Genomic DNA, 21292 nt, shown 5'->3' on the forward strand with positions numbered 1-21292 from the left:
TGCGTTTGGACAAAGTGTATTGAGACAGACCAGTTAGATTTTGGGCCTGAGTGGCCTCCTGCAAGAGGAGTCCAGTAAGGATCCGTTGCTGGAAAGCCCCGGCGGAGTCTCGACGGTTTTGATGCGCTATCCGTGATGAAGGCGCTGCGAGGAAAAGGCTATGGTTGGCACTGCGCTATCGCGCTGGACAATGTCATATTTCGCCGTGGCGCTGGCCTTTCTTATCGGTGCCCAGATGTTGATGGTCGCCGGCTACGGCTTCCCTGCGGTGGCGGCGGAGGCGCCCGAGACGCTGGTCCTCGTGCACATGGTTACGATCGGCTGGCTCAGCATGCTGATGTGCGGCGCCCTGTTTCAGTTCGTGCCGGTGCTAATCGCGCAGCCTTTGCGCGGGGAACGGTTGGTGCTGCCCGCCTTGATATGTCTTTTGACCGGGCTCGCCTTTCTTCTGGCGGGTTTCCTGCAATTGGCCGGCGTCTTCGATGTCGGTATTCCTCTGCTCGCTCTGGCAGGCGCGCTTCTGCCGGCCGGATTTCTGCTCGTCGCCGGGGTGCTGGGCGCTACGCTCTGGCGCGCGAACTTGCAGCTCCCCGCGCGTTTCGTTGCCGTTGGCTTGGTATGTGTGCTCGTGACGGCCATCCTCGGCGGGCTCTTCGCGTTGTTGCTCTCGGGCTTTCTTCCTGCGCTTGCCGTGATCGACTTCCGGATGCAGGCGCTTCCCGTCCATATCGCCGTCGGGCTTGGCGGATGGCTGAGCTTCACGGCGATCGGCGTTTCCTACCGGCTTTTGCCCATGTTCATGCTGTCACCGGACCGGGAGCGCGCCACCAGTTGTGTGTCCTGGTGGAGCGGGGTCGTCGCACTGCTCCTGATCGCGCTGGCCTCGCCAATCGCCGCCTTTTTGGAAAAAGTGGGGCTTGCTGCCACAGCCAGCCCGGCGACGGGGCTGGCCGTGGCACTCGGGATGGCTGCCCTCGTCCTTTACGGCCTCGATCTTGCTTTCTTCTACCGCCACCGCAAGCGCCGTACCATCGAATTGAACAGCCGCGCGGCCCAAGGTGCCTTTCTGGCACTCGCTTTGTCAGCGATTCTGCTGCTTGCGCTGCTGGCGACCGGAACGCTCGAACGCCATATCGGCGCGCTGCTCTATCTCGTCGCCTTCGGCTGGCTAACTGGGCTGGGACTTTCGCAGCTCTACAAGATAGTCCCGTTCCTCACCTGGCTGGAATGCTATGGCCCGGTCATGGGCAGAAAGCCGACGCCGCGAGTACAGGACCTCGTCACGGAACGACGTGGCTGGATGTGGTTCGCGCTCTATTTCCTCGGCGTGCTGGCTGGCACGGTAACCTTGCTTGTCGAACAGCCTGGCTTGTTTCGCGCCGCAGCCGCCGCAACGCTGCTTGCAACGCTGGCCATTGTCGCCGAGCTCGTCCTCGCGCGCCGTCTCGCCAACATCCAGGACGATAAACGCCTGCCCGAAGGCGCGTCGCGGCCACGACTTTTCCTGCCTACCCCGCATTGACGGCGAAAGAACTGGAGATAGCGATGACTCTTCCTTACTACGATGTCGACGTCAGGCCGATCCTGCGCGAAGGCGGGGAACCTTTCAGTGCCATCATGGCGGCGCTCGAGGCGCTCGCACCCGGCCAGAGCCTGCGCCTGCTTGCAACCTTCAAGCCGATCCCGCTGTTTCATGTCCTGGGCAGTCGTGGCTTTGAACCGACGGCGCGGGAGGTCGGAAATGGCGACTGGGAGGTGATCTTCACGCCGGTCGGCCAGCAGCCGTACCCCGTGGCAGCACAACCAGCGCCAGCAGTTGATGGAAGCCTCACCGGTGAGACGTGGCCCGCACCCGTCGTCGAACTGGACAATCGCGATCTCGAGCCTCCTGAGCCGATGGTGCGGACGCTGGAAGGGGTCGAGGCGCTGTCGCCCGGGCAAACGCTTGCCGCACTGCTGCCGCGGGAGCCTCTATTTCTTTTCGAGGAACTGCAGGCGCGCGGCCATCTCTGGCGCGGAGCCGTCGAGCCCGACGGACACTATCGCGTCGTGATCCGGCGAGGCTGAGCGAATGACTTTGGCTCCACGCAGGAGTTTGTCGATGCGCAAAGAACTGCCGCCGTCCATTGCCTTAGGGTTGACCATCGGAAGTGGATACGATGCGATCCTTGATTGATGATGATATGACCATGGACCAGATCATGCGCAGATGGCCGCTGACCATCCGCGTGGTCATTCGCAGCGGCATGCTGTGCGTTGGTTGTCCAATTGCATCTTTCCACACGGTTTCTGACGCCGCCCGCGAGCACGAGTTGGATGAAGATTTGTTGCGCAGCGATCTGGAAGCCGCTGCATCCTCCGACGATTCGGCGGCGCCTATGTCTTCTGCGCCCGGCCTTCGGCCAGCATGAGCAGGCGATGCGGCTCCACGACAGTCACTTTCTGGCGGCCGCTTCTGACCAGTCCTTTTCCTTCCCAGGCGCTCATAAGGCGGCTAACCGTGTGCAGCGTCGTTCCCGTCATCTCGGCGATGTCCCGGCGTGAAATCGGAAAGTCAATCATCAGACCCTCCTGAGTCTTTCTTCCCGTCTGGTTCACCAGCTTGAGGAGGGCATGGGCCACTCTCTGGTCGACGTGCTCGGTCGACATTTCGACCACACGCGTGTGGGCATCCTGCAGCCTGTTGCCGACGGTCTGGTAGGTGCTGGCACCAAAGCTTGGATAGGCGGAGGCGAATTCCGACCACAGGCTGCTAGGCCACGCCAGCACTACACAGTCGACCGCGGCGATGGCGCTGGCTGGATAGGTCGTGCGGCCAAGAGCCGTGGCTATGCCCATCAGTTCGCCAGGACCGATGTAGCGTACAGTGACCTCGCCGCCCTCTGACGTACTTTTGACGACGCGGATATGGCCATCCAACAACAGGAAGAAGGAATGGGCATCCCCCTCCTGCTCGAAGACTGCCCGGTTCCTTGCGATGCGGAGCGAGCGCGCCTGGCTTACCATGCGATCGAGTTCAGCCGAGGTCAGGCCCTGGAACGCCGACAGGCTGGCGATCAGCGAGCGGTCAAGACGACTCATCTTTATTTTCCGGCCTGTGCAATGTTTTGGGCTCCAGCAACATGTCACGCGAAAGCCTTTTGCCGCAAGTCATTCCTGCTGCGGCCTAATACCCGGAACCGAGTTCGCCGCGATGTTGAGCGGGCACTCGGCCAGCCAGGATAGGGTAACGGCTAGGTGCCTCGTGCGCGGGATCGCAATCTTGCATTCCCCTAGGGGTGGCGACACGCACACAAAAGCCGCCGCCGATAAGCCGGCGGCGGCCAAACGCTGGCGGGTTCCGGCTCAGTTGCCTGCCGGGACCTTCGACAACAGATCGGCAAAAACGGTCTTGGCCTTGCCAGGCTGCTTGACGGCCTTGGCTTTTTCCAGGTTCACGGGCTTGCCGACGACGATCAGCGCCACCATGCCCATGCCGTAGTGTGGAACGCATTTGATGCCGTAAAGCCCTTCCTTGTCGACCGTGACAGTGATCGGCTTGCTGATCTCGCCCTTGAAGGGCTGCGCGCCATCTGGAATCATGCCGTCGATGCTCGCCGCGTCATGGCCTTTGTCGGTGGGCACGAAAGTCACCGTGTCGCCAGGGGCTGCTTCAATATAATTCGGCTGGAAGACCATGACGCCATGCTCGCCCTTGTTGAGCAGTTGCACCTGGTGGTCGGCGGCCTCGGCTGCGCTTGAGGCGAGAAGCGTCGCGAATGCTGCCGCGGCGATGGTTGCGTATCTCATGATCTGCTTTCCTTGTTCTTACGGGATGAATATGGGCTGATCCCTACCGTGGTCCAGGCGGGTCCACTTTGTTGCAGCGCAAACTGTCGCAAGATTGTCGATTTATTTTCGCTGGGCGGTCAAGGATGAACCCGAACGACGCGAGGACGCGTGGCGCCAACGGAAGCGGGCCCGTTCCAGGAGCGACTGTGGGGACTTCGGCTCCCCCGGGAAGCCGCCTGTTGGAGGCAAATGGTTGGCCGACATGGGCGACGACCCGAGGCAAACGGCTAGGTTCCCGTCTATTTCATTGCAAGGGCCCGCACGACAGCCAGGCGTTTGACGGCGATGGTGGCAAGGGCTTGCGCCCGGTCCCGGGCGGTCTGCGAGGGCAGGTGCTCGCCGGCGTCGATATAGTAATCAGCCAACCATTCGCAGAGCGCATCCAGGGATCTCGGCGGCGGCGGTCCAGCGTGCGGGGGATCCTGAAGAGGATCCGACGCGAGATCAAGTGAGAGCATGCGCGCCTCGAGGGCGAGATCACGGTATTCGCTTCGATCCTCGTTCCTGTCGGCATAGTCCTCAAGGCGCTGGCAGACCTCCATTTCCAGGCCGGGCAGATCGTAGGGTTCCGTGGCTGCCGGTCCCGGACGCCGATCTTTGAAGAAGGCTTTCCGCCGCTCGCGCCGCAGTGTTTTCGCGTGCTCAAGCTCTTCGCGCGCCATCTGCTCGGCGGCCTCGCGAATTTCCGGCGACGCGCCATGGGCTGCAATATAGGACCAGAAGGCGAAAGCGCGCTCCTCGTTTCGGACGGCGATCGCAAAAGAACTGTAGGCGTCCACAAGTTCGGGCGAGACAACCCCTATTGCCTCATCGTCAAACAGGTCCTGCGGCATGGCGTCGGCCGGCAGGACTTCTCGCGGCTGTCGGCTGATCTGGCGCGACCAACTCACAACCATATCGATATGCCGGGTCTCCTCGCGCACGAGGCGATCGAATACTTCGGCCAATTCCAGGCGGCCGACCGAGCGCATGCGCTCGGCAAGGGCTGCGTAGCGGTCGGCGGACTCCTTCTCCATCGCCAACGCAACGGCAAGAAGCTCGTCCATCGATTGGATTGACGTCGGTTCGGATGTCAGACGGGACATGGACGGCTTCTCGCGCTTAGGCGCTCAGTCCTACAGCCTTCCTCAGTGCATTTGTTTGCGTTTGATCAAAGAACGATCCGGCAAAACCCCCCACATGTGGTCCTGAGACCGGTTCCGCCCGAAGCGGCCGGGAGAGGACGCGCATGCCGACACCCACATTGATGGACAAGACCGACCGACCGGTATCACGCCAAGTCGGCGCCGGCGCGCGGCGCGCACTGGCGTTCGTGCTGGCTGCGTTCACGCTGCTCGCCCTTTCCGCGCCTCAGAGTCGTGCGGACGAAAGCCTGCAGCACTTTATGTCCGGCACGCAGCCGGGCGAGCTGATTCAAGGCGCGGACGCCTACGGCGACCTGACAGGAAGCCCACCATTGGCGCCGCTCCTGTCCGGCGGCAAACCCGTCGGCTACGCCTATCTCAACACCGACTTCTCCGGCGCGGTAGGCTATTCGGGCAAACCGATCCGCATCCTGGTTGGCATCGACCCCAAAGGCGTCATCCGTGGCATCAAGCTGGTCGAACACAAGGAACCCATCGTCCTCATCGGCATCCCGCAGGAAAAGGTGGTCGCCGCGCTCAATTCGCTGATCGGCAAGGATCTTGGCCGGGTCGCCGCAGGGCAGGAACAGCTGCCGCAGGTGGACATTGTCAGCGGTGCCACCGTCACGGTGCTGGTCATGAGCGACAGTGTCGTGCGCTCGGCCGTCAAGCTGATTCGCAGTGGCCGCCTGGCCGAAACCGGAGCCGTGGCCGCCGGCGCGCCAGTCACGCCTGCGAAAACCGTGGATACGTCCGTTTCTGAAGTCCACGACTGGAGCACCTTGCTCGGCGACGGCTCGGTGCGCAGCCTGCGCCTGACCGTGGGCGAGGTGACCAAGGCCTTCGCCGATTCCGGCCATCCAGAGGCCGCCGCGCGGCCGGAGACGGGCAATCCCGACGATCGTTTCATCGACCTCTATGTCGCGCCGGTCTCCGTGCCCAGCATCGGCCGCAGCCTCCTGGGCGACAGCGCCTATGAGCGTCTGCAGAAGTCGCTCAAACCCGGCCAACAGGCGATCGTGGTGGCCGGAGACGGGGCATATTCCTTCAAGGGCTCCGGCTATGTGCGCGGCGGCATCTTCGACCGCGTCGAGTTGTTGCAGGACGGGCAAGGTGTGCGCTTTCGCGACCGCAACCATACGCGTCTCGGCGACATCGCGACCAAGGGCGCGCCGCACCTGCGTGAGGTCGCGTTGTTTACGGTGCCGGACGAGTTCTCGCTCGATCTGTCCGAGCCGTGGGAGCTGCAACTGCTCGTCCAGCGCAGCTATGGCGCTCGCGACAAGGCGACCTTGCCCTTCGACCTCGGCTACACCTTGCCCGACCGCTACCTGAAGGCGACGGCGCCGACGCCGGCAACACAGCCCATTCAGGAACCGCAAGCAGCCGCGCCCGGATCGGCGGCTGTCGCGCAGGCGGCGGCCGAGACCGGACAGAGCTCCTCGAACGAAGAACCCCTGTGGGTGAAGATCTGGAAGCTGAACACCGTCAAGATCGGCATCACCGTCGTCGCCCTGCTGGTGCTCACCGCCATCTTCTTCTTCCAGAACTGGCTGGTGCGTCGGCCACGCCTGTTCGCCTGGGTGCGGCGCGGCTACCTTCTGTTTACGCTGGTCTGGCTCGGCTGGTACGCAAACGCCCAGCTTTCCGTCGTCAACGTGCTGACCTTCATCAATTCGCTGTTGACCGGCTTCCGCTGGGAGTTCTTCCTTACCGCGCCGCTCATCTTTGTCCTATGGGGGGCGGTGGCGACCGGCCTGCTGTTCTGGGGCAGGGGGCCTTTCTGCGGCTGGCTGTGCCCGTTCGGGGCGCTGCAAGAACTGACCAACAACCTCGCGCAATGGCTGAAAGTCCCGCAGGTCAAGCTGCCCTTCGGGCTGCACGAACGCCTGTGGCCGATCAAGTACATGATCTTCCTCGGCCTGTTCGGTCTGTCGCTTTATTCCGTGTCGCTGGCCGAGACCTACGCCGAGGTCGAGCCGTTCAAGACGGCGATCATCCTGAAGTTCGCACGCGGCTGGCCTTTCGTCGTCTTCGCGCTGGCGCTGCTGGGAGCCAGCCTCTTCATCGAGCGCTTCTACTGCCGGTACCTGTGCCCGCTGGGCGCGGCCCTCGCCATTCCTGGCCGAATTCGCATGTTCGAATGGCTGAAGCGCTATCCCGAATGCGGGTCGCCATGCCAGCGCTGCGCTAAGGAATGCCCCGTCCAGGCAATTCATCCCGAAGGCCAGATCAATGTCAACGAATGCATTTACTGCATGCACTGCCAGGAACTCTACCACGACGACCACCGCTGTCCGCACATGATCCAGGTGCGGCTGAAGCGGGAGAAGTTCGAGGCGTTGTCCTCGCCCACAACGCGAGCCCCCGCCAAGCCGGGCAAGGGGCCGGCAAGCCCGCCGGTCATCACGCACAAGGGATTGCCGATACAAGTTCCCGAAAACGACACAAATCCAACAGGCTGACAGGCCAACCAAAAGGAGAAGGACATGTCGCAGGAAGACCAGGACAGAAAGACGATCCTCAGCAGGCGCCAATTGCTGGGGACGACGGCCGCGCTCGCCGCGGCGGGGGCTGCCGGCGTCGGCGGCGGACTGGCGCTGAACGGAGGCGTGGTTGCACGGGCAGCGGCCAGTGAGAAGGGCGAGCAGGAATTCGAGGTCAAGCCCGGCGAGCTGGACGAGTACTACGTGTTCTTTTCCAGCGGCCAGACGGGCGAGGTCCGCATCATGGGCGCGCCCTCGATGCGCGAAATGATGCGCATCCCTGTTTTCAACCGCTGCAGCGCCACCGGCTGGGGTCTGACCAACGAGAGCCGCAAGATACTGACCGAGGGTCTGCTGCCGGAGACCGTCGAGTTCCTGAAGGACCGCGGCGGCATCTACCTCAACGGCGACCTGCATCACCCCCACCCCTCGCAAACGGACGGGACCTACGACGGCCGCTACTTGTTCGTGAACGACAAGGCCAACACGCGCGTCGCCCGCATCCGGCTCGATGTGATGAAGTGTGACAAGATCATCCAGCTGCCGAACCAGCATACGGTGCACGGCTTGCGCGTGCAGAAGTACCCCAAGACCGGCTACGTGTTCTGCAATGGCGAGGACCGTGTGCCGATCCCCAATGACGGCAAGATCCTGGACGACAGCAAGCAGTACCATTCCATTTTCAGTGCCGTGGACGGCGAGACGATGAAGGTCGCCTGGCAGGTGATGGTGGACGGCAACCTCGACAATGTCGACGCCGACTACAAGGGCAAGTACGCCTTCTCCACCTGCTACAATTCCGAGGAGGGCATCAACCTCGAGCAGTCGATGGCGAAGGAGCAGGACTGGATCGTGATCTTCAATCTGAAGCGCATCGAGGACGCGGTGAAGAGGGGGGACTACAAGGAAATGGGGGGCGTGCCGGTGATCGACGGCCGTCACGGCTCACCCTACACCCGCTACGTGCCGGTGCCCAACAGCCCGCACGGCATCAACACCGCGCCGGACGGCATCCATGTGGTGGCCAACGGCAAGCTGTCGCCGACAGTGACGGTGTTCGACGTGCGCAAGTTCGATGACCTTTTCGACGACAAGATCAAGCCGCGCGACACGGTGGTGGCCGAGCCGGAACTGGGGCTCGGGCCGTTGCACACGGCCTATGACGGTCGCGGCAACGCCTACACCACGCTGTTCATCGACAGCCAGATCTGCAAGTGGAACATCGAGGACGCCAAACGCTCCTTCGCCGGCGAGAAGGTCGACCCGATCCGCCAGAAGCTCGACGTTCACTATCAGCCCGGCCACAACCATTCCTCCATGGGCCAGACCAAGGAGGCGGACGGCAAGTGGCTGATCTCGCTGAACAAGTTCTCCAAGGACCGCTACCTCAACGTCGGCCCGCTGAAGCCGGAGAACGACCAGCTCATCGACATTTCCGGTGACCAGATGGTGCTGGTGCATGACAGCCCGAGCTTCGCCGAGCCGCACGACGCCACCCTCGTCCACCGTTCGAAGATCAACCCGATCAGCATCTGGGACCGGGCCGATCCGTTCTTCGAGGATGCGGTCAAGCAGGCGAAGGCCGACGGCATCGACCTGATGGTGGACAGCGAGGTGATCCGCGACGGCAACAAGGTGCGCGTTTACATGACGTCCTCGGCGCCGGCCTTCGGGTTGGAGAGCTTCAGCGTCAAGCAGGGCGACGAGGTCACGGTCTACGTTACCAACATCGACGAGGTGGAGGACCTCACCCATGGCTTCGCCATCATCAACTACGGCATCAACATGGAGGTGGCCCCCCACGCCACGGCGTCGGTGACGTTCAAGGCAAGCAAGCCCGGCGTCTACTGGTACTATTGCTCATGGTTCTGCCACGCCATGCATATGGAGATGCAGGGCCGCATGTTCGTAGAGCCACAAGGCGTCTAGAACGTGTTCCGCGTCGTGCGCCTGGCAGTGACGGGAATGGTGGCGTTTTTCGCCACCATTTCCGACCACGCCGCCATCGCGGCCGAGATAGCCGTGCCGGCGGGTGCTGCGCCCATGCAGGCGGCGGTGGACGCCGCCGCGCCCGGCGACGTGCTGCGTCTTGCGCCGGGTGAGCATCGCGGGCCGGTCGTCATCGCCAAATCGCTGACGTTGCAGGGCGACCCGGGCGCGTCGCTGAAGGGCAACGGGCAGGGCAGCGTGGTGACGCTGCTGGCGCCCGATGCGGCTGTGCGTGGCCTTGAGATCGAAGGCTCCGGCATGGACCTCGACGCCATGGATGCGGGCGTGTTCGCCACCGAGACCGCGACGCGGGCGCAGATCGAGAACAATTCGGTGGTCGGCAACCTCTACGGCATCTATCTGCACGGGGCGCGCGACGCGGTAGCGCGCAACAATCGCATCGAGGGCCTGCGCGAGGGGCGCACCAGCCGGTCCGGCAGCGGCGTCTCGGTATGGAACGCGCCGGGGGCGAAGGTTATCGGAAACACCATCCGCTTCGGCCGCGACGGCATTTTCGCCAACGCCAGCAGGAACAACGAATTCAGAGGCAACGCCTTCGCCAACCTCCGTTTCGGCGTCCACTACATGTACACCAACGACAGCGTGATCGCCGACAACGTGTCGACCGGCAACATCGTCGGCTACGCAATCATGTATTCGAACGGCCTGAAGGTCACCGGCAATGTGTCCGACGGCGATCGCGACAACGGCCTCCTGTTCAATTACGCCAATGGTTCGGAGATCAGCGGCAACGTCGTGCGCGGCGGCCCGCAGCCGGCCGGCCGCTGGACCAGCAACGGGCAACGCTTCGTCGCGGATCAGGACCTGCCAGCCGCCGATAGCGCCGCACCAGTCGTCGCGGCGACTTCGGGCATGCGCATAGGCCCGGAAAAATGTGTCTTCATCTACAACGCCAACAAGAACCGCTTCAGTGGCAACCGCTTCGAGGGTTGCGAGATCGGCGTCCACTTTACGGCAGGTTCGGAGGGCAACACCATGACCGGCAACGCCTTCGTGCGCAACCGCAATCAGGTCAAGTATGTCGGCACCCGCTCGCTCGACTGGTCAAGCGGCGGTCGTGGCAACTACTGGAGCGACAACCCGGCCTTCGACCTTGACGGCGACGGCGTCGCTGACAAGCCTTACCGGCCGAACGACGTGATCGACAGGGTTCTGTGGCAGACGCCGGCGGCGAAGGTGCTGGTCAACAGCCCGGCCGTGCAGGTGATCCGCTGGGCGCAGGCGCGCTTCCCGGGGCTATTCCCCGGCGGCGTGATGGACAGCCATCCGCTCATGGAGCCCGACGGCATCGAGGGAAGGAAAAGACCATGAGCTTCAACATCGAGCTCGACGCAGTCGCACGGCACTATGGTTCAGTCAGGGCGGTCGACGGCGTCTCCTTTGCCGCCGACGCAGGCGAGGTCATCGCCCTCGTGGGCCACAATGGCGCTGGCAAGACCACGCTCATCAAGCTCATGCTCGGGCTTGCGCGGCCCACTTCGGGCTCGGTCCGCGTGCTCGGGCAGGACCCGGCCGCCGGAGACGTGACCGTTCGCAGGCGTCTCGGCTACCTTCCCGAGAATGTCTCCTTCAATCCGGCCCTTACGGGTCGCGAGACGCTGCGCTTCTATGTCCAGCTCAAGGGCGGCCAGCCAAAGGAGGCTGACGCGCTGCTGCAGCGGATCGGCCTTGCCCATGCCGCCAACCGACGCATTGGCACGTATTCCAAGGGAATGCGCCAGCGGCTGGGACTGGCGCAGGCAATGATCGGCAGCCCCGCGGTGCTTTTGCTGGATGAGCCGACCACCGGGCTCGACCCTGAACTGCGCCAGCAGTTCTATGGGATCGTCCGCGAGATGCAGGCGGCAGGGACGACCGTGCTTCTGTCTTCCCATGCGCTGAACGAGCTGGAAGGCAATGCCGGCCGTGTCGTCATCCTCAACGATGGCCGAAAGATCGCCGATGGCTCGCTGGACGAATTGCGCCGCATCGCACGACTGCCGACGAGAATCCGTCTCACGGCCGGCGAAGGTGGCGCGCGGCGCCTGAGGGAATGGATGGGAGGGCCGAAAGGCCTCAGGCAGATCAACGGTCACATCGTCGAGATCGACGCCTCGCCTGAGGACAAGGCCGCCTTCCTGCGCCGGGCCGCGGGCGAGGGCGCCCCCTTCGAGGATCTCGACATGGTGCCGCCCGGCCTTGATGAACTCTATGCACATTTCCTCGCGGGGAGGGCATCCAAATGAAGGCGATCCTACTGCTCTCGGCCAAGGAGGTGCGCGAAGGCCTGCGCAACCGCTGGGTGATCGCCGCCACGGGGCTTCTGGCAGCTCTGGCGCTGACGCTGGTCTTCCTCGGCAGCGCGCCTGCCGGCACCGTCGGCGCGGGCGCGCTGGATGTCGTGGTGATCAGTCTCGCCAGCCTGACCATCTTCGTCGTGCCGCTGATCGCCCTGCTGATTTCCCACGATGCCATCGTCGGTGAGATTGAGCGAGGCACCATGACGCTGCTGCTTTCCTATCCGGTCCGTCGCGGTCAGGTGCTGCTCGGCAAGTTCCTGGGCCATCTCGCGATATTGGCTTTCGCCACCTGCGTCGGCTACGGGCTTGCCGCACTGGCGCTGGTGGCGACGGACAAGGGGACTGGCGGGCAAAACTGGACGGCGTTCGCGACGATGACGGCGTCGTCGGTGCTGCTGGGCGCCGTCTTCGTGGCGATCGGTTATCTGGTCAGCGCGCTGGCGCGCGACCGTGGCACAGCCGCCGGCATCGCCATTGGCATATGGCTGGTCTTCGTGGTCATCTACGACATGGCTCTGCTGGGGATTCTGGTCGCCGACCAGGGTCACTATGTCAGCGGAGGCGCGCTGAATGCGTTGCTCCTGTTCAATCCTACCGATGCTTACCGCATCCTCAATCTCTCCGGCTCGACCGAGATCGCCGCTGCCTCGGGCATGGCGGGGAGCGTGCAGAGTGTCGCCTTGGCGCCCATGGCGCTGATCGCGACGCTCGGAGCATGGGTTGCCGGGCCGATGGCGCTTGCCGCACTCGCCTTCTCGCGGAGGGAACTGTGAAGCCACATCTGAAGATAGGCCTGCTCGCAAGCCTGCTCGCGATCGGCGCCTGTCAGCGCGCGCCGGAGCCGCCCCCCGCCCCCTTCGCCATGACGGAGGAGGCGATGGGCCGCTATTGCGGCATGAACATCCTCGAACATGCCGGGCCGAAGGGGCAAGTCATCCTCGCCAGATACGACGAGCCGATCTGGTTCTCCTCGGCGCGCGATACGATCGCCTTCACCATGTTGCCGGAGGAGCCCAAGGACATAAGGGCTATCTATGTTTCCGACATGGCCAAGGCGGCAAGCTGGGAGAAGCCCGGTGCGGACAACTGGGTTGACGCCCGCAAGGCCTTCTTCGTCGTCGGCAGCGATCGCAAAGGCGGCATGGGAGCGGCCGAAGCCGTGCCCTTCTCGTCGGAGGCGGCGGCGAGGGCCTTCGCCGGCGACCATGGCGGCAGGGTGGTCGGCTTCGACGCCGTTCCGCGCGACTACATATTGGACGAGCAGGCCAGCGGCGGCGAGACGTCGAAACAGTCCGCCAGGGAGGTCGATTGACATGATTTCTGCAACAATGACCAGACGTCGCATGATCGCCATCAGCGCCGCCGCGGCCGGCATGGCGCTCCTGCCACCGCATGGCAAGGCTGCCCAGGAAGGCGTGACCTGGCAGGGCGAGGCGATGGGTGCGCAGGCCTCGCTCGTCATCCATCATCCCGACCGCGCCATGGCACTGAAGCTGAGCCGCGACGTCGTCGCGGAGCTGCGCCGACTGGAGCGCATCTTCAGCCTCTACATGGACGATTCAGACCTGACGCGCCTTAACCATCAGCGCTTTCTCGTCGCGCCGCCGCGAGAGATGGTGGACATATTGCGACAGAGCCGAGACGTCTGGACGCTCACGGGGGGCGCCTTCGATCCCACGGTACAGCCGCTGTGGGACGCCTACCGCCGCCATTTCTCCACGCCCGGCGCCGCCGAAGAGGGGCCTTCGGCGCAGATTGTGCGCGAATGCGTTGGCCGCGTCGGCCTTGACCGGGTCGCCTGCTCAGGCAGCCGGATAGACCTGTCGGTGCCAGGCGCGGCACTGACGCTCAACGGCATCGCTCAGGGCTACGTCACCGACAGGGTGGTCGATCTGCTGAAGGCCGGCGGCGTCGAGCGCTCCATGGTAGACATGGGCGAAAGCCGAGCTATCGGTTCGGCGCCCGGCGACCGGCCGTGGCGCGTTGGCGTCTCCGATCCGCTCGACTCGGCCCGCCTCGTCGAGGTTCTCGAAGTGGAGGATCGCGCGGTTGCCACGTCGAGCCCGTTCGGCTTCCGCTTCGACGCGGAAGGCAGGTTCAGCCACATTATCGATCCACGCAGCGGCGCGACGCCCCAGCGCCATGCCAGCGTTACCGTGGTGGCCGGGCAGGCGGCACTGGCGGACGCTCTGTCAACCGCCTTCAATCTGATGGACGCGGCCGGGATCGCGGCCGCGGTCCGCGGCAACGCCGGCGTCGAGGTTCATATCCTGTCGCATGAAGGTGAATGGACTCGTATCAGGGCATGAGAAGGCCCATCGGAACGTAGCGGCCGGCACCGATGCGCTTGGCCTCCCTCACGCGCCATTCCTAGAAGCACGCAGGCCGCTCAACGGGCGACCGCGATTTGGGTCGGCCAGCGCCCGGGAATGCTTGCTGGCGCGGTCGTCATGCCTGAACGGTTAACCGCTCCAGGATCCGTGCCTTGATTGCCAACGCTCAGGCGGCCTGACTGTGGCCTCGGCTCGACCGAAGGAGATAAGCGTCGAAAGCAGCCGCGGCCGCGCGGACCAGGAATCGGTGATCGTGCGGTACCCGGATGATGCCTTCGGCGACGCCGATGATGCCCTCATCGGTGAGTTCGGCAAGCCTTCTATTGTCGGCAAGCAGCACGGCCGGATCAAATCCATGGCGCGCGCAAACCTCCCGCACGTCGACCGTGAAGTCGCACATCAGACGCTCGATGATCTCCGCGCGCAGGCGGTCCTCATCGGTCAGCCGGTAGCCCCTGGCGGTCGCCAGCCGCCCGGAAGCGACCGAAGCAGCATAGAAGCCGAGGCCAACCTGGTTCTGGACGTAACCGTCGCGGGTGTGGCCAATAGCGGAGGCGCCGAAGCCGACCAGCGTCTCACAATTGTCGGTGGTGTAGCCTTGGAAGTTGCGCCGCAGCTTTCCCCTAGCCTGCGACCACGTGAGATCGTCTTCGGGCAGCGCAAAATGATCCAGCCCGATCTGAACGTAGCCCGCGGCAACGAGCGTTTCGGCTATGGCCTGCGACTGCTCCATGCGAGCGACGCCATCCGGCAGGGTCGCTTCCTTGATCATGCGCTGGTGCTTCTTGAAGGACGGCACGTGGGCGTAGCCGAACACGGCAAGCCGGTCAGGCCGCATGGCGCCAGCGACTTTGGCCGTGTCGATACAGGATCGGACCGTCTGGTGAGGCAGGCCGTAGATCAGGTCGAAATTGATGTTGCTTACGCCGGACTGGCGCAGGCGGTCGACCGCTGCCAGTGTTGTCTCCTCGCTTTGGATTCGATTCACCGCTCTTTGGACCACCGGGTCGAAGCTCTGTACGCCCAGGCTGGCGCGCCCGGCGCCCGCGCCGCCCAAGGCGCCCGCCATCTCGATCGTGAGCGTGCGCGGATCGATCTCGACCGCAATTTCGGCGGTTTCGGCAAAAGCGAAGCGATCGCGAAGGAGATCCGTCAGTGCGACGAAATCCGCTGGCGCGATGATGGTGGGAGTACCGCCGCCGAAGTGGACCCTCTCGACCTGAAGCGGCTGCGCCGCCTCCACGGCGACCATCTGTATCTCACTGCGCAGCAAGTCCAGATATTCAGCAATCGGCCGATCTTTGGCGGTGGCGGTGGTGTGACAGCCGCAATACCAGCACATCGAGCGGCAGAAGGGTATATGCAGGTAGAGCGAAGCTGGAGCGCCTCGCGGCAGGTTCGACAGCCAGCTTGCATAGCTGTCCACGTCTACCGAAGGCGAGAACGCCGGCGACGGAGGGTAGCTGGTATAGCGCGGCAGACGCGCCTCACCATATTTCTGCAGAACAGACAGTTTCACGCCTTTGCTCGCCTCCGTTGAAGCATGGGACACTTGTCGATTTCCAGGCCGGCTTCTTTGCGCAATGGCAAATGTCTTGCATCTGGGAAGGCGTTGCTGCGGAGCGGTTGTGCGCGCATCGATGAGGGTGGCGGCGTCGAATTCGCAGCGAGTATAGAAATCGAAGCTGCGGGCCAGTCCGGCTGCGGCTGCCCGAGCGGTCGGCCGAGATTCACTTGCCGGCACCGTCGACGGCCATGATCGGTGAACACCGGATCAATCGCCCTCACCGGGTTTGCCGCTGAAATGGGCGTCGAATTTTCCGGGTACTCCGTCCCAGACGTTCGCGTCGGCGGGCGGTATCTTCTTGCGCGTTATATTGGGCCAGGACGACGCATATTCGCGATTGAGGTCGAGCCAGGCCGGGGTGGCGGAGGGGTCGGTATCCGGGAAGATTGCTTCCGCTGGACATTCAGGGACGCAGACGCCGCAGTCAATGCACTCGTCGGGATGGATGACGAGCATGTTCTCGCCTTCGTAGAAGCAGTCCACAGGACACACTTCGACGCAGTCCATGTATTTGCACTTGATGCAATTGTCCGTGACGACGTAGGTCATGCGAGATCCTCAGGCGGCAATCGGGCTCGGTCTAGCCGCACGCGCGGTTGCGTCGCGTGCGGCGGCAAGGGCCATCCAGTCGCGGTAGAGGCCTTGATCCTCCCTGGAAAAGGACATGCGGCGCTTCATGTCGTCGAATGTTGCACCAGTATGGCCGCGGTCATAATCCGCGCGAACCAAGGCTTCGAGACAAGCGCGCTCCGCTGTATCCGCGGGCTGACCGCAACGGTGCGAATTGCTCAGCATGGCAAATCTCCTTTCGGTTGGTTCAGCCATAGCCGCCGCGGATCTTCTTGCTCAAGCGCCCAGATTGCGCAGGGCGGGCAGTCGGCGCCACAGTGTTCAATCGCCGAGAAGATCAGGCCGAGCCGCTCCTGGCGTGACAGGCGGCAGGTGAGGGTCGAGCGGGTCAACGCTGGCAAGACTCCTCGAAGGGCACGCAACGTGTGACCGATGAAACAGGCTGGCAAGGTGATCACCATCAGCTGAGATAAAAGATACATTTTCAATGTATCTATTTTGACAGGACCCAGCAAGGGAAAACGGTGCGACCCGGTGAAGCGGCGAGCGTCGCCGGCCCTCAGGCCGCCGGCTGGATGCCGAAGTCCTCGGGACTGAGCAGAAGGTCAGCCAAGGTGTAGCGGTCAAGCGTGCCCGTGAAGGCGCCGAGAGCCTCCTTCAGCATGCCACGCAGGCGACAACGCGGGGTGATCAGACAGCGATTATCGCTTCTGAAGCACTCGACCAGCGCAAAATCGGGCTCGGTCGCGCGCAAGACGTCGCTCAATCGGATTTGCGCTGGCGGCCTGGCGAGCGCGAGGCCGCCAGAGCGACCGCGCACGGCCTTCAGGAAGCCGGCGCGGGTCAGCTGGTTGGCCACCTTCATGAGGTGGGCGCGGGAAATTCCATATACCTGAGCGGTTTCCTCGATAGTGACCAGCTGCCCGGCCCTGGCCGCAGCGTACATGAGCAATCGCAGCGAGTAGTCGGAGAAATCTGTCAGTCTCATCCAAAACCCTCTTGGGCCCGCCCATAGCACCATCTGGCGATCAACGCCCGGAAAATGCGGTGTGTGAGTATCTTTTGCAAGGCCGCCAACTCCCGGGGGTTCTGACTTAAACATATATTGACAATATATCTTTATGGGTCGATTATCGATGCCCATCGGTGCAGCGCAAGTTGCCTCGCCACGACGGTGGTCTGGGTCGAGATTGGATGTCCGCTGCTCGCCAAAACCAAAGGAACTGTTCAATGGCGTTGACGACGCAAGCAGAAACAAACCAAATCGATGTCCGCAACCTGGTGCCGATGCAGAGGCACCAGAAGATTTTCGAGCTTGTCGATCAGCTTGTGCCCGGCGGGAGGTTCATCCTCGTCAACGATCATGATCCAAAACCCCTCTACTACCAGCTGGAGGCAGAACATCCGCACCAGTTCTCCTGGACCTATCTCGAAAGGGGACCGGTCTGGCGCGTCGAGATCGGCCGCCTCTCGAAGGCGTGACCGGGCATCGCAACCAACAAGCCGCGCGCCGACTCTGCGTCTGGCGTATGCGGGGACCGTGACATGACGGCTGCAGCAGAATCGCCGCTGGACGACGCGAAGGTCAAGCAGGCGCTTCGCCTCGTGATCGATCCGGAACTCGGCTACAACATCGTCGACCTGGGGCTTGTCTACGCTGTCCTGGTCAACGACGGCGGTGTCGTCAACATCGTGATGACCACCACGACACGCGGTTGCCCCGCCACCAACTACATGAAGGAGGGGGCAAGCGACGCTGCATGGAGCGTTCCAGGCGTCCAATTCGTCGACGTCACGCTGACCTATGAACCGCCCTGGTCGCCGCAGAAGATGAGCATCGAGGCCAAACGCCACCTCCGCATCGCCGATGACGGCGAGTGGTGAGCGATGTCTGCATTTGCCGGGATCGTGTCTGGGCAAGCCAAGGTGGTGCGATGCCGACAGTCCGACGGGTCGATGGCTCGCCGGGCATCCGGTCGCCAGCCTCGAGTTGCTGGCAAAGCCGGCCATAGAGCATCCGAGCACGGAGGGAAGATCATGAAATACGCATTTGCAGTCGCGGCCTCACTCGCGGCATCGATGGTCGCAGGAGACGCGCAGGCGGCCGATCACCAAATCCAGATGCTCGACAAGGGCGAGAAAGCCGTCATGGTCTTTCAGCCTGACCTTGTCCGGGGAGCGCCGGGCGACACCGTGACGTTCGTGCCGACTGACAAGGGGCACAACGCTGAAAGCATCTGGGGTATGATCCCCGACGGGGCAAAGACCTTCAAAGGCAAGGCCGGCGAACAAATCACCGTTATGCTCGACAAGGAAGGTGTCTACGGCGTCAAGTGCGCGCCCCATTATGGAATGGGCATGGTGGCGCTGATCGTCGTCGGCAAACCGGTCAATCTGGCGCACGCGGCGACTGTCAAACAGGCGGGGAAGGCAAAGAAAGTGTTTGAAAGCCTGTAGACTCAGGTTCGAGCCGGCAATTGAGGCAGAGCGGTCCTATCAGCGGATGCATCGGATGGACATTTGTTCGGCTGGATTGTTTCTTTTGGGAGCTCGGGTGCCGCTGCTCTGCAGCGCGCTCGAAACTCAAAAAAATGATCCGGATCAAGGCTGGACCTGCATTTCCAATGCATGTTGAAAGCCATGTGGAATCCGATCCTGACAGCTCCGTACGATCTTGAGCTCGAACTGGCCGTCCTCGACGGGGAGGACGAACATGCGCTTGTATTTCCGTGCACGAAGCACTTTGGATACTGGAAAAACGCCTTGACCGGCGAGCGCATCGACATCGATCCAACACACTGGCGCCTTTGGCATCCTTCCCGTTCCCCCGATGGCGCCCCGGCTTGACGCGCGAAGCTGACGCAGGCTCTGTCCCCCGCGAGGGGGTGGTCCAAGGACGGGCGGCTTCCAGCACAGCGCAGCGTCTTGCCGATCCGGGCGCCACGCGCTATTTCACAGGTATGACCGACGCAATCAAAGTTCACCGCGATTTGGCAGCCGTGCTGGCCTTTGGCTTCGGTGCGATCGTGGTCGTGGTTAGTTTGACATCGTTGGCTTTGACGCTTCTTGCTATTTGCGGCATTCATATCTGACGGCAAAAGCCATCGATTGCGCTTGCCTTGCACCGGGCCAGTTTCCGCTCTTGCGACGGTGTCTGGGTCCGCCTTCAGTGCCCGGCGTCGCACACGGCTGAAATCCGGCCAGAACCAGTCGACCAAAATCCTTGGCATGAAGGCTAGCGTTCTCAAGTGTATATTATCACAAACTCATAGACAAAAGTGACAGGCTGGTCGCGACGCGGGAAAAGTGCGCAGAGTTGGCCATCGAGTTTCCCTGACTGCGGAACTTGGGGCATTGCTTGATACCGGTGATTTGAACTGCCATGGTGTGATCAAGAACAGGAATCGACTGGCACAGCCAAGCAGGAGGAATTGAATTGATCACCGAGCTGACCTCCAGCGAACGCCAATACGCGGCAGTGATCCTTGTTGTGATGGCGATGGTGGGCGTTGCCATGGCCGCCCTCGGCAGGTCTGATCCGTTCGGGGTGCACGGCGTGATCGTGCTGATTTACAGTGTCGGTCTGCTGTTTCTCGTATTGTCCTCGTTCTACGCGCCCGAGCCGCAGGCAGACCGGCAGGCCAGCTACTATGACGACCCCATCAAGGTCGGCATTGCGCTGTCGATGGCTTGGGCCGTATTTGGCATGTTCATGGGTGTTTGGATCGCCGCGCAACTTGCCTGGCCGAACCTCGCCTTCGATGCCGCTTGGTCGACCTTCGGACGACTGCGTCCGACCCATACCACCGGCGTCATTTTCGGCTTCGGTGGAAATGCCCTGATCGCCACCTCGTTCCACGTCGTGCAACGCACCTCGCGGGCCCGTCTGGCGGGCCAGATCAGCCCATGGTTCGTGCTGTTGGGTTTCAATCTTTTCTGCATTCTGGCCGTCACGGGCTACTTCATGGGCGTGACCCAGTCAAAGGAGTATGCAGAGGCCGAATGGTATGCCGACCTCTGGCTGGTGGTCGTGTGGGTAACGTATTTCGTTCTCTTCCTTCGCACCCTCGCGCGGCGCAAGGAGCCGCATATCTACGTGGCCAACTGGTACTACATGGCCTTTATCGTGGTCGTTGCGATCCTGCATATCGTCAACAACCTCGCCGTGCCCGTGTCGATTGGACATGCCAAGAGCTACACGATCTGGGCGGGGGTGCAGGATGCCATGGTGCAATGGTGGTACGGTCACAACGCCGTCGCCTTCTTCCTCACGTCGGGCTTTTTGGGCATGATGTACTACTACCTGCCGAAGCGGGCGGGACGGCCAATCTTTTCCTACAGATTGTCGATCCTCAGCTTCTGGGGGATTACCTTCTTCTATATGTGGGCAGGCTCACATCACCTCCACTACACGGCGCTGCCACACTGGGTGCAGAACCTCGGCATGACGTTTTCGGTGATGCTCCTGGTCCCGTCCTGGGCATCGGCAGGAAATGCGCTGCTGACGCTGAACGGCGCCTGGCACAAGGTGCGCGACGACGCCACGTTGCGCTTCATGATGGTAGCCGCCGTTTTCTACGGCCTGTCCACCTTCGAGGGCTCGTTCCTGGCAATTCGTCCAGTGAATTCGCTTTCGCACTACACAGACTGGACCATCGGCCATGTCCATGCCGGTGCGCTCGGCTGGGTGGCGTTCATCACCTTCGGCTCGCTCTACACCCTCGTTCCCGCGCTGTGGAGACGCGAGGCCATGCATTCGGCCACCCTTGTCGAGGTTCACTTCTGGCTCGCGCTCGCCGGAACACTCGTCTACGTCTTTGCGATGTGGAACTCCGGCATCATACAGGGGCTGATGTGGCGCACCTACACAGAAGATGGGACGCTGGCCTATTCCTTCGTCGATTCTCTGATCGCCATGTATCCCTATTACATCGCGCGCGCTTTTGGCGGCCTCCTGTTCCTGCTTGGGGCGCTCGTTGCCTGCTACAACATCTGGATGACCGCTCGAGCCACACCGCTCATCGCGGGCAGTCAGCTGGATCTGCCGGATCGGCGCCCCGCAACGGGCACGGCGCCGAGCCCCGCGGAGTAA

Annotated in this window: 23 protein-coding genes; 16 read left to right on the forward strand and 7 right to left on the reverse strand. The window is 62.8% G+C overall.

Going from position 1 to position 21292, the window contains the following annotated elements:
* The first annotated feature begins 160 nt into the window (after positions 1-160).
* From AC07SZ_RS26475 to AC07SZ_RS26485, 3 genes are all read left to right on the forward strand, one after another.
* Entirely contained in the window at positions 161-1522 is a 1362-nt protein-coding gene (locus AC07SZ_RS26475) for a hypothetical protein (RefSeq protein WP_027047891.1), read from the forward strand.
* Positions 1523-1545: 23 nt separating this feature from the next.
* Positions 1546-2067 (forward strand): DUF2249 domain-containing protein, encoded by a 522-nt coding sequence (locus AC07SZ_RS26480; RefSeq protein WP_027047890.1) that lies wholly within the window; start codon positions 1546-1548, stop codon positions 2065-2067.
* A 92-nt stretch (positions 2068-2159) separates the two neighbouring features.
* Positions 2160-2411, forward strand: coding sequence for a DUF1858 domain-containing protein (locus AC07SZ_RS26485; protein WP_080643901.1), 252 nt, complete (start codon positions 2160-2162; stop codon positions 2409-2411).
* Here AC07SZ_RS26485 and AC07SZ_RS26490 read toward each other — a convergent pair.
* The 3 genes from AC07SZ_RS26490 to AC07SZ_RS26500 form a co-directional block, all read right to left on the reverse strand.
* A complete protein-coding gene (locus AC07SZ_RS26490) occupies positions 2377-3081 on the reverse strand; it encodes a Crp/Fnr family transcriptional regulator (RefSeq protein WP_019863828.1) in 705 nt (234 codons plus the stop codon). The two genes, AC07SZ_RS26485 and AC07SZ_RS26490, sit on opposite strands and share 35 nt — an antisense overlap.
* Positions 3082-3345: 264 nt before the next feature.
* Positions 3346-3789 (reverse strand): pseudoazurin, encoded by a 444-nt coding sequence (locus AC07SZ_RS26495; RefSeq protein WP_019863827.1) that lies wholly within the window; start codon positions 3787-3789, stop codon positions 3346-3348.
* A 281-nt stretch (positions 3790-4070) separates the two neighbouring features.
* The gene (locus AC07SZ_RS26500; RefSeq protein ID WP_494916541.1) at positions 4071-4877 is read right to left on the reverse strand and encodes a ferritin family protein; all 807 of its coding nucleotides are present in this window, start codon (positions 4875-4877) and stop codon (positions 4071-4073) included.
* Positions 4878-5077: 200 nt separating this feature from the next.
* Between AC07SZ_RS26500 and AC07SZ_RS26505 the strand changes: the two genes are divergently transcribed.
* Genes AC07SZ_RS26505 through AC07SZ_RS26535 form a run of 7 tightly spaced genes read left to right on the forward strand, consistent with a single transcriptional unit; the run spans position 5078 to position 14039 of the window.
* Positions 5078-7420 carry a NosR/NirI family protein gene (locus tag AC07SZ_RS26505; protein ID WP_019863825.1) on the forward strand — a complete coding sequence of 781 codons (2343 nt, stop codon included), beginning with the start codon at positions 5078-5080 and terminating at the stop codon, positions 7418-7420.
* Positions 7421-7444: 24 nt separating this feature from the next.
* On the forward strand, positions 7445-9370 hold the full coding sequence (gene nosZ / locus AC07SZ_RS26510; RefSeq protein ID WP_019863824.1) for a TAT-dependent nitrous-oxide reductase: 1926 nt from the start codon (positions 7445-7447) through the stop codon (positions 9368-9370).
* Positions 9371-9406: 36 nt separating this feature from the next.
* Entirely contained in the window at positions 9407-10762 is a 1356-nt protein-coding gene (locus tag AC07SZ_RS26515; protein WP_019863823.1) for a nitrous oxide reductase family maturation protein NosD, read from the forward strand.
* Positions 10759-11676 carry an ABC transporter ATP-binding protein gene (locus AC07SZ_RS26520; protein WP_019863822.1) on the forward strand — a complete coding sequence of 306 codons (918 nt, stop codon included), beginning with the start codon at positions 10759-10761 and terminating at the stop codon, positions 11674-11676. Before AC07SZ_RS26515 ends, AC07SZ_RS26520 begins: the two co-directional genes overlap by 4 nt.
* Positions 11673-12503 carry an ABC transporter permease gene (locus AC07SZ_RS26525; protein WP_019863820.1) on the forward strand — a complete coding sequence of 277 codons (831 nt, stop codon included), beginning with the start codon at positions 11673-11675 and terminating at the stop codon, positions 12501-12503. Before AC07SZ_RS26520 ends, AC07SZ_RS26525 begins: the two co-directional genes overlap by 4 nt.
* Positions 12500-13042: a nitrous oxide reductase accessory protein NosL gene (locus AC07SZ_RS26530; protein ID WP_019863819.1), complete on the forward strand. Its 543-nt coding sequence runs from the start codon at positions 12500-12502 to the stop codon at positions 13040-13042. The genes AC07SZ_RS26525 and AC07SZ_RS26530 overlap by 4 nt, the downstream gene beginning before the upstream one ends.
* 16 nt (positions 13043-13058) lie before the next feature.
* Positions 13059-14039: an FAD:protein FMN transferase gene (locus tag AC07SZ_RS26535; protein WP_245278392.1), complete on the forward strand. Its 981-nt coding sequence runs from the start codon at positions 13059-13061 to the stop codon at positions 14037-14039.
* A gap of 190 nt (positions 14040-14229) precedes the next feature.
* Here AC07SZ_RS26535 and hemN read toward each other — a convergent pair whose 3' ends face one another.
* From hemN to AC07SZ_RS26555, 4 genes are all read right to left on the reverse strand, one after another.
* Positions 14230-15582 (reverse strand): oxygen-independent coproporphyrinogen III oxidase, encoded by a 1353-nt coding sequence (gene hemN / locus AC07SZ_RS26540; protein ID WP_019863816.1) that lies wholly within the window; start codon positions 15580-15582, stop codon positions 14230-14232.
* A gap of 255 nt (positions 15583-15837) precedes the next feature.
* A complete protein-coding gene (gene fdxA, locus AC07SZ_RS26545; RefSeq protein WP_019863815.1) occupies positions 15838-16179 on the reverse strand; it encodes a ferredoxin FdxA in 342 nt (113 codons plus the stop codon).
* A 9-nt stretch (positions 16180-16188) separates the two neighbouring features.
* Entirely contained in the window at positions 16189-16425 is a 237-nt protein-coding gene (locus AC07SZ_RS26550) for a hypothetical protein (protein WP_020629198.1), read from the reverse strand.
* Positions 16426-16759: 334 nt separating this feature from the next.
* Positions 16760-17188, reverse strand: coding sequence for an Rrf2 family transcriptional regulator (locus AC07SZ_RS26555; protein WP_027047887.1), 429 nt, complete (start codon positions 17186-17188; stop codon positions 16760-16762).
* Positions 17189-17430: 242 nt separating this feature from the next.
* On the opposite strand from AC07SZ_RS26555, the gene AC07SZ_RS26560 reads away from it, so the two are divergent.
* From AC07SZ_RS26560 to ccoN, 6 genes are all read left to right on the forward strand, one after another.
* On the forward strand, positions 17431-17682 hold the full coding sequence (locus AC07SZ_RS26560; protein WP_019863812.1) for a DUF2249 domain-containing protein: 252 nt from the start codon (positions 17431-17433) through the stop codon (positions 17680-17682).
* A 63-nt stretch (positions 17683-17745) separates the two neighbouring features.
* On the forward strand, positions 17746-18084 hold the full coding sequence (locus AC07SZ_RS26565) for a metal-sulfur cluster assembly factor (protein WP_019863811.1): 339 nt from the start codon (positions 17746-17748) through the stop codon (positions 18082-18084).
* A gap of 153 nt (positions 18085-18237) precedes the next feature.
* Positions 18238-18657: a pseudoazurin gene (locus AC07SZ_RS26570; RefSeq protein WP_027047886.1), complete on the forward strand. Its 420-nt coding sequence runs from the start codon at positions 18238-18240 to the stop codon at positions 18655-18657.
* Positions 18658-18828: 171 nt separating this feature from the next.
* Positions 18829-19047: a hypothetical protein gene (locus tag AC07SZ_RS26575; protein ID WP_019863809.1), complete on the forward strand. Its 219-nt coding sequence runs from the start codon at positions 18829-18831 to the stop codon at positions 19045-19047.
* Positions 19044-19292 carry a hypothetical protein gene (locus AC07SZ_RS26580; protein ID WP_155249188.1) on the forward strand — a complete coding sequence of 83 codons (249 nt, stop codon included), beginning with the start codon at positions 19044-19046 and terminating at the stop codon, positions 19290-19292. Before AC07SZ_RS26575 ends, AC07SZ_RS26580 begins: the two co-directional genes overlap by 4 nt.
* Before the next feature lie 401 nt (positions 19293-19693).
* Positions 19694-21292 carry a cytochrome-c oxidase, cbb3-type subunit I gene (gene ccoN / locus AC07SZ_RS26585; protein ID WP_494916624.1) on the forward strand — a complete coding sequence of 533 codons (1599 nt, stop codon included), beginning with the start codon at positions 19694-19696 and terminating at the stop codon, positions 21290-21292.

Source organism: Mesorhizobium sp. GW821-FHT07A06, assembly GCF_059419085.1.

What these genes read in the sequence shown, in the direction of transcription:
- AC07SZ_RS26475 (WP_027047891.1), top strand. Translation starts at nt 161, where the DNA reads ATGGTTGGCACTGCGCTATCGCGCTGGACAATGTCATATTTCGCCGTG.
- AC07SZ_RS26480 (WP_027047890.1), top strand. Translation starts at nt 1,546, where the DNA reads ATGACTCTTCCTTACTACGATGTCGACGTCAGGCCGATCCTGCGCGAA.
- AC07SZ_RS26485 (WP_080643901.1), top strand. Translation starts at nt 2,160, where the DNA reads ATGCGATCCTTGATTGATGATGATATGACCATGGACCAGATCATGCGC.
- AC07SZ_RS26490 (WP_019863828.1), bottom strand. Translation starts at nt 3,081, where the DNA reads ATGAGTCGTCTTGACCGCTCGCTGATCGCCAGCCTGTCGGCGTTCCAG.
- AC07SZ_RS26495 (WP_019863827.1), bottom strand. Translation starts at nt 3,789, where the DNA reads ATGAGATACGCAACCATCGCCGCGGCAGCATTCGCGACGCTTCTCGCC.
- AC07SZ_RS26500 (WP_494916541.1), bottom strand. Translation starts at nt 4,877, where the DNA reads ATGGACGAGCTTCTTGCCGTTGCGTTGGCGATGGAGAAGGAGTCCGCC.
- AC07SZ_RS26505 (WP_019863825.1), top strand. Translation starts at nt 5,078, where the DNA reads ATGGACAAGACCGACCGACCGGTATCACGCCAAGTCGGCGCCGGCGCG.
- nosZ (WP_019863824.1), top strand. Translation starts at nt 7,445, where the DNA reads ATGTCGCAGGAAGACCAGGACAGAAAGACGATCCTCAGCAGGCGCCAA.
- AC07SZ_RS26515 (WP_019863823.1), top strand. Translation starts at nt 9,407, where the DNA reads ATGGTGGCGTTTTTCGCCACCATTTCCGACCACGCCGCCATCGCGGCC.
- AC07SZ_RS26520 (WP_019863822.1), top strand. Translation starts at nt 10,759, where the DNA reads ATGAGCTTCAACATCGAGCTCGACGCAGTCGCACGGCACTATGGTTCA.
- AC07SZ_RS26525 (WP_019863820.1), top strand. Translation starts at nt 11,673, where the DNA reads ATGAAGGCGATCCTACTGCTCTCGGCCAAGGAGGTGCGCGAAGGCCTG.
- AC07SZ_RS26535 (WP_245278392.1), top strand. Translation starts at nt 13,059, where the DNA reads ATGACCAGACGTCGCATGATCGCCATCAGCGCCGCCGCGGCCGGCATG.
- fdxA (WP_019863815.1), bottom strand. Translation starts at nt 16,179, where the DNA reads ATGACCTACGTCGTCACGGACAATTGCATCAAGTGCAAATACATGGAC.
- AC07SZ_RS26550 (WP_020629198.1), bottom strand. Translation starts at nt 16,425, where the DNA reads ATGCTGAGCAATTCGCACCGTTGCGGTCAGCCCGCGGATACAGCGGAG.
- AC07SZ_RS26555 (WP_027047887.1), bottom strand. Translation starts at nt 17,188, where the DNA reads ATGAGACTGACAGATTTCTCCGACTACTCGCTGCGATTGCTCATGTAC.
- AC07SZ_RS26560 (WP_019863812.1), top strand. Translation starts at nt 17,431, where the DNA reads ATGGCGTTGACGACGCAAGCAGAAACAAACCAAATCGATGTCCGCAAC.
- AC07SZ_RS26565 (WP_019863811.1), top strand. Translation starts at nt 17,746, where the DNA reads ATGACGGCTGCAGCAGAATCGCCGCTGGACGACGCGAAGGTCAAGCAG.
- AC07SZ_RS26570 (WP_027047886.1), top strand. Translation starts at nt 18,238, where the DNA reads ATGAAATACGCATTTGCAGTCGCGGCCTCACTCGCGGCATCGATGGTC.
- AC07SZ_RS26575 (WP_019863809.1), top strand. Translation starts at nt 18,829, where the DNA reads ATGTTGAAAGCCATGTGGAATCCGATCCTGACAGCTCCGTACGATCTT.
- ccoN (WP_494916624.1), top strand. Translation starts at nt 19,694, where the DNA reads ATGGCGATGGTGGGCGTTGCCATGGCCGCCCTCGGCAGGTCTGATCCG.